We start from the raw sequence: 5,709 nt of genomic DNA on the forward strand, positions 1-5,709 counted from the left end.
GACCACACTGACCCACACGAGGAGACACCGACCCATGCCCCTATCCGCCGAACGCCATCCGCTGGCGCCGCTCGACGCGGCGCAAACCGATACGCTGGCCCGAGTCCAGGCGCTGGTCCAGGAAACCATCGGCCCGAAGGCCAATGCGGCAAACCGCAATGACGACTTCGCCTGGGACACCTTCCGCGCGCTGGCCGAAAGCGGCGTCATCGCCACGGCATTCCCCCGGGAATTTGGCGGCACGGCGGCATCGATGCTGCTGCGCGTCAGGATCATCGAAGAAATCGCCCGGGTCTGCAGCACCGCGGCCTCGCTCGTGACGGGCACGGACCTGTCGTCGCGCCCGATCGTCGCGGGCGGCTCGCCCGAGCTGTGCGCGCAGACGGTGCCGCTGCTGGCCCGCGGCGACAAGCAATCCGCGTTCGCGCTGACCGAGCCCGGCGCGGGCTCGGACCTCGCTCGGCTGCGCACCGTCGCCAGCCGGCACCCCGGCGGCTACCGGTTGTCGGGGGTGAAGAAGTTCATTACCCGCGCCACGGTGGCCGACATGTTTGTGGTGGTGGCATCGCTCGCCGACGGGCCCGGCGGCAGCAAAGGGCTGACTGCGTTCCTGGTGCCGCGCGAAGCCGAAGGGCTCAGCGTCTCGGCCATCATCCCCAAGCTCGGCTGGCATGGCGTGCCGATCGCGGAGGTGCGTCTGGACGACGTGTTCGTGCCGGCGTCGCATCGCCTCGGCGAAGAGGGACAGGGCATGGCGCTGGCGCAGGACACGCTGGTGCGCGCCCGGATCGGCCATGCGGCGATTGCACTGGGGCGGATGGCCGGCGCGCTGCAGATCGCGGCGCAGTACGCCGGGCATCGGCAAGTGTCGGGCAAGGCAGTGGGCGAGCACCAGGGCATCCAGTGGATGCTGGCCGACATGGCAGCGCGCATCGAAGCCGCGCGCTGCCTGGTGTACAGCGCGGCGCAGCGCTACGACCGCGAGGACCCCGAAACGTCGATCCACGCCTCGATCGCCAAGATGCACAGCACCGACCTGTGCATGCGCGTGGTGGTGGACTGCGCGCAGCTGCTCGGCGGCAACAGCTACCTGAATGCCTATCCGATCGAACGCTTCCTGCGCGATGCCAAGATGAACCAGATCGGCGAGGGCACCAGCGAAGTCCACAAGAACCTGATCGGCAGGTACGTGATGAAGACGGCAGCGGCGATGCCGCAGCACCCCTGCCTCGACTTTGACCCGGACCTGTTCGGAGCGCACTGATGACCGAGACCAGCCACAATCCCCTGGCCAACGCGCTGTGCCGCCGGCTCGGCATCCGCTACCCGATCTTCGGACTGGCGCACAGCATCGAAGTGGCCGCGGCGATCTCCAATGCGGGCGGACTCGGCGTCTATGCCGCCGCGCGCGACGGCCCCAACGAACTCGCGCAAAAGCTGCGCGACCTGCGCGCGCTGTGTCCCGGCGTTCCCGTCGGCGTGGACCTGCTGCTGCCGACCGCGCTGCCGGGCGTCTCCACCCCCGATGACGTGGCGGCGGCCATTCCGGACGGGCATCGCCAGTTTGTCGACAGCCTGTTCGAGCGCTTCGATGTGCCGCCGGCCTCGCAAGGCAACTTCTTCTCGCAGTATGTGCGCTCGCAGGCCTTGTTCGAGGAGCAGGTCGAGGCAGTGGCCGAGAGCGCGGTAGAAGTCTTCGCGGCCGGTGTCGGCACGCCCGTCGACACCCTTGCCAGGGTGCGGCGTGCCGGCAAGACCACGATGGCGCTGGTCGGCGCCATCAAGCATGCACGCAAGGCCATCGCGGCCGGCGTCGATGTGCTGGTCGCGCAGGGCTATGACGCGGGCGGGCATACCGGGACCACCGGCACCTTCACGCTGGTGCCGCAGATCATCGCGGCGGCGGAAGGCCGGCCGGTGCTTGCCGCCGGCGGCGTCGGCGAAGGCAGCCAGGTCGCCGCGGCACTGGCGATGGGTGCGCAAGGCGCATGGCTCGGCACGGTGTGGCTGGGCAGCACCGAGCACCGGCTGCCGGCCGCGCTGACCGAGCGGCTGCTGGCCGCGGGCAGCGAAGACACCGTCATCACGCGCGCGCACAGCGGCAAGCCTTGCCGGGTGGTGCGCAGCGCGTTCTCCGACGCGTGGGCGGCGCCCGGCGCCCCCGAGCCGCTCGACATGCCTTACCAGCAGGCGCTGACCGGGCGCCTGCTGGCGGCGGTGGAAGAGCACGAGATCGCGCCGCTGATGTACGAGGCGGCGGGCCAGAGTGTCGCCTGGGTGCGGGAAGTCGAGCCGGTGGCGACCATCATGGAGCGGCTGGTACGCGAGACGCAGCAGTCGCTGGAGCGCCTGCGCAGCTACCTGCCGGGCTGACCGGCAGAGGCGGCAGAGGCAGCAGAGGCAGCTATACCTGGAATAAAGGCACCCGGCACGAAAGCCGGGGCCAGAACAAGGAGACAACATGGATCGCCGAGCATTCGCACGGACTGCGTTGCAAACCACCCTGGCGCTGGCCGCCCCCGGCTGGCTGCCGGCACTGGCCCGGGCCGCCACGGGACCGGGCAACTACCCCGACCGGCCGGTGCGCGCGATCGTGCCGTATCCGGTGGGAGGCGTGGTCGACATCACGCTGCGCGCGGCGCTCGACCGGATGTCGCTGGACCTGCCGCAGCGCGTGGTGGTGGAAAACCGGCCGGGCGCCGACGGCCGCATCGGCATCGAGTTCGCCGGCCGCGCGCCGGCGGACGGGTACACGCTGCTGGGCGTGACCCCGGTGCTGGCGGTGGCCCAGACGCTGTATCCCGACTCCGGCATCCGCGTGCAGAACTTCCGCGCCATCGGCGCGGTGGCGGCGGTGCCCTCGGTCTTCGTGGTCCACAACGACGTGCCGGTGAAGACGTTGAAGGAATTCGCGGCATGGGCCAAGGCGCGGCCGGGCGAGGTCAATGTCCCGGTGCCGGGCGCGGGCAACTCGTTGCATCTCGCGCAGGAGCTGTTCTTTGAATCGACCGGCCTGCGGGTCACCAATGTCGGCTACAAGGGCCAGCCGCCTTCGGTGCTGGACCTGGGGCGCGGGCAACTGCAGTTTGCGCTGGTGTCGCAGAACCTGATCCTGCCGCTGATCCAGTCCAAGCGCGTGCGGCCGCTTGCCGTCAATGCCACCAGGCGGACGCGCTCGCTGCCCGACATCCCGACCATTGCCGAGGCGGGCTATCCGGACGCGCTGGTGCAGTCGTGGTACGGGCTCGCCGTCCACGCACGCACCGCGCCGGCCATCGTCGACTACCTCGGCTCTGCATTGCAGGCGGCCATGGGCACCGCCGATGTGCGCAACAAGCTCGCGGCGCTCGACGCGGAGATCCTCGCGCTCGACGCGAAGCAGTTCGACAAGCTCCTGCAGGCCGAAACCACGCGCTGGGCGGCGCTGATCAAGGCCCGGGACATCAAGGTGGACGCATGAAGCACGCGACCCATCCGGAAGTACGCCAGGAACACCTCATGTCCACTTTCAAGCATTTCTTCAACCCACGCTCCGTTACCGTCATCGGCGCCTCGCAGGACCTGGCATCCATCAGCGGACAGCCGATCGCGCATCTCAAGGCCAAGGGCTACACGGGCCGGATCCTGCCCGTCAATCCGCGCTATGCAGAAGTGGGCGGGTATCCGTGCTATCCGGATGTCGCATCGCTGCCCATCGCGCCCGACGTCGCGGTGATCGCCGTGGCGGCCAAGCGCGTCGCCAGCGCGCTGGCCGATCTTGGCCGCAAGGGCTGCCGATTCGCGGTGATCCTCTCTTCCGGCTTCGCCGAGACGGGTGAGGAAGGCGCGCAGGCGCGGCGCAACATCGCTGCCACGGCCCGCGAATTCGGCATGCACGTAATCGGCCCGAACTGCCAGGGCTATATGAACGTCAGCGATGGCATCCATGTCGGCTTCGGCGCGCCCTACGGCCTGACCTACCCAGCCGGCAATCTCAGCCTCACCTCGCAGAGCGGCGCCTTCGGCAATTCGATCGTGATGCTGGCGAGCCAGGAAGGCATTGGCTTCCGGCACTACGTCTCGACCGGCAACGAATCCGTGACGACCTCGCTCGACTTCATGGACGCGATGATCGACGACCCCGAAACCCACGTGATCGCCGGCTATGTCGAGGGCTTCCAGGATGCGCACAGGCTCGTGGGCATCGGCCAGCGCGCGCTGCGTGCCGGCAAGCCGATGCTCATCTGGAAAGTCGGCACGTCTGAAGCTGGCGCCAGGGCGGCTGCATCGCACACCGCCAACCTCGGCGGTGCCATGGCGCTGTACCGCGCCGCATTCCGGCAGAGCGGGATCATCGAAGTGAACGATGTCGGCGATCTGGCGGACTGCGCCAAGGCCCTGTTGCCACGGCGCTTTCCCAAGGGCAACCGGCTCGCGGTCGTCACGATTTCCGGTGGCGCCGGCATTGCGATGGCGGACGGCGCGACCAACGGTGGATTGCAGTTGCCCGCGCTCGAAGCATCGACCGTGAGTGCGCTCAAGCAGGTGCTTCCTTCGTTTGCAGCGGTGGCAAATCCACTGGACGTGACGGCGAGTCTGCTGGCCGACGCCAACCTCCTCAAAGTCACGCTCGAGAAACTTGCAGACGATCCGAACGTGGATCTGATCGGCCTTGCGCTCGCCGCCGCCAGCGGCAAGCTCGCTGTCGAGCTGGCTCGCGAGATCGTCCGCGTCTCGCGGGAGCGCGACATTCCGATCCTCGTCGCGTGGAATGCCGATCCGGCCAGCGTGCAGGAGGCCTATGACATCCTGGATCGCGCCGGTATTCCGCGCTACCAATCCCCGGTGCGCTGTGCGCGTGGTGCCGGCGCATTGTGGGCTTTCGCACAGGCGCGCATGCGCATCGAGACGCTGGCCAGCGAGAAGCCGCTCCTCATTCATCGGCCTGAGGTGTGCCGCGCCATCGCCGGCCGCGGCACGGACCTGACCGAATACGAGGCCAAGCAGGTATTGAGCGCCTATGGCATCCGCGGCACGCAAGAGCAACTGGCGACCAGTGCATCGGACGCGGTTCGCCTCGCCGCTGACCTGGGCGGTCCGGTGGTCATGAAGGTCCAGTCGACCGACATTCCGCACAAGACCGAGGCCGGCGGCGTGCGCGTGGGCATGCAGGGCAGCGACACCGTCTCGGCTGCCTTCGACGAGATCATGCGCAATGCGCAGGCCTATGCGCCGCAAGCGGTGCTCGACGGCGTGCTGGTGCAGGAGATGGTCAGCGGCGCGAACGAACTCATCCTCGGCGTCAACAACGATCCGCTGTTCGGACCCGCCGTCATGGTGGGCTTCGGTGGTATCTACGCCGAGGTGATGAAGGATGTGAGTTTTCGCCTCGCGCCCATCGTGCGGTCGGAAGCGGAACAAATGGTGCGTGAACTGCGGGCCTTCGCGATCCTGGATGGCGCCCRGGGCCGCCCAAAGGCGGACCTCGACGCGCTGGTCGACACGCTCATGCATTTGTCGGCGCTGGCCATCGATCTTCGCAATGTCGTGCAGGAAATCGACATCAATCCGCTGTTCGTCCTGAAAGCCGGCGAAGGGGTTAGGGCCGGCGATGCGCTGGCCAAGCCGTTGATGCAGACGCGGGCGGTGGCATGGGACGTCGAGGCGCGCGCACCGCGTGCCGTCGCCGCTGCCGCTGCCGCTGCCGGCCTGTAGCGCCGCCTCCAAGCC

The 5,709-nt window shown here is 68.5% G+C and carries 4 protein-coding genes; all 4 read left to right on the plus strand.

Annotation, left to right across the window (positions count from 1 at the left end; genetic code table 11):
• The first annotated feature begins 34 nt into the window (after positions 1-34).
• Positions 35-1,264, plus strand: a complete 1,230-nt coding sequence (locus AC1DO7_RS38740) for an acyl-CoA dehydrogenase family protein (RefSeq protein ID WP_441622119.1) — start codon at positions 35-37, stop codon at positions 1,262-1,264.
• Entirely contained in the window at positions 1,264-2,373 is a 1,110-nt protein-coding gene (locus AC1DO7_RS38745; protein WP_441622121.1) for an NAD(P)H-dependent flavin oxidoreductase, read from the plus strand. The genes AC1DO7_RS38740 and AC1DO7_RS38745 overlap by 1 nt, the downstream gene beginning before the upstream one ends.
• Before the next feature lie 88 nt (positions 2,374-2,461).
• Positions 2,462-3,460 (plus strand): Bug family tripartite tricarboxylate transporter substrate binding protein, encoded by a 999-nt coding sequence (locus AC1DO7_RS38750; RefSeq protein WP_441622123.1) that lies wholly within the window; start codon positions 2,462-2,464, stop codon positions 3,458-3,460.
• Positions 3,461-3,498: 38 nt separating this feature from the next.
• Positions 3,499-5,694 (plus strand): acetate--CoA ligase family protein, encoded by a 2,196-nt coding sequence (locus AC1DO7_RS38755; protein ID WP_477117383.1) that lies wholly within the window; start codon positions 3,499-3,501, stop codon positions 5,692-5,694.
• Positions 5,695-5,709: the final 15 nt, after the last annotated feature.

The organism is Cupriavidus sp. 05N40 (genome assembly GCF_056397305.1).

What these genes read in the sequence shown, in the direction of transcription:
- AC1DO7_RS38740 (WP_441622119.1), top strand. Translation starts at nt 35, where the DNA reads ATGCCCCTATCCGCCGAACGCCATCCGCTGGCGCCGCTCGACGCGGCG.
- AC1DO7_RS38745 (WP_441622121.1), top strand. Translation starts at nt 1,264, where the DNA reads ATGACCGAGACCAGCCACAATCCCCTGGCCAACGCGCTGTGCCGCCGG.
- AC1DO7_RS38750 (WP_441622123.1), top strand. Translation starts at nt 2,462, where the DNA reads ATGGATCGCCGAGCATTCGCACGGACTGCGTTGCAAACCACCCTGGCG.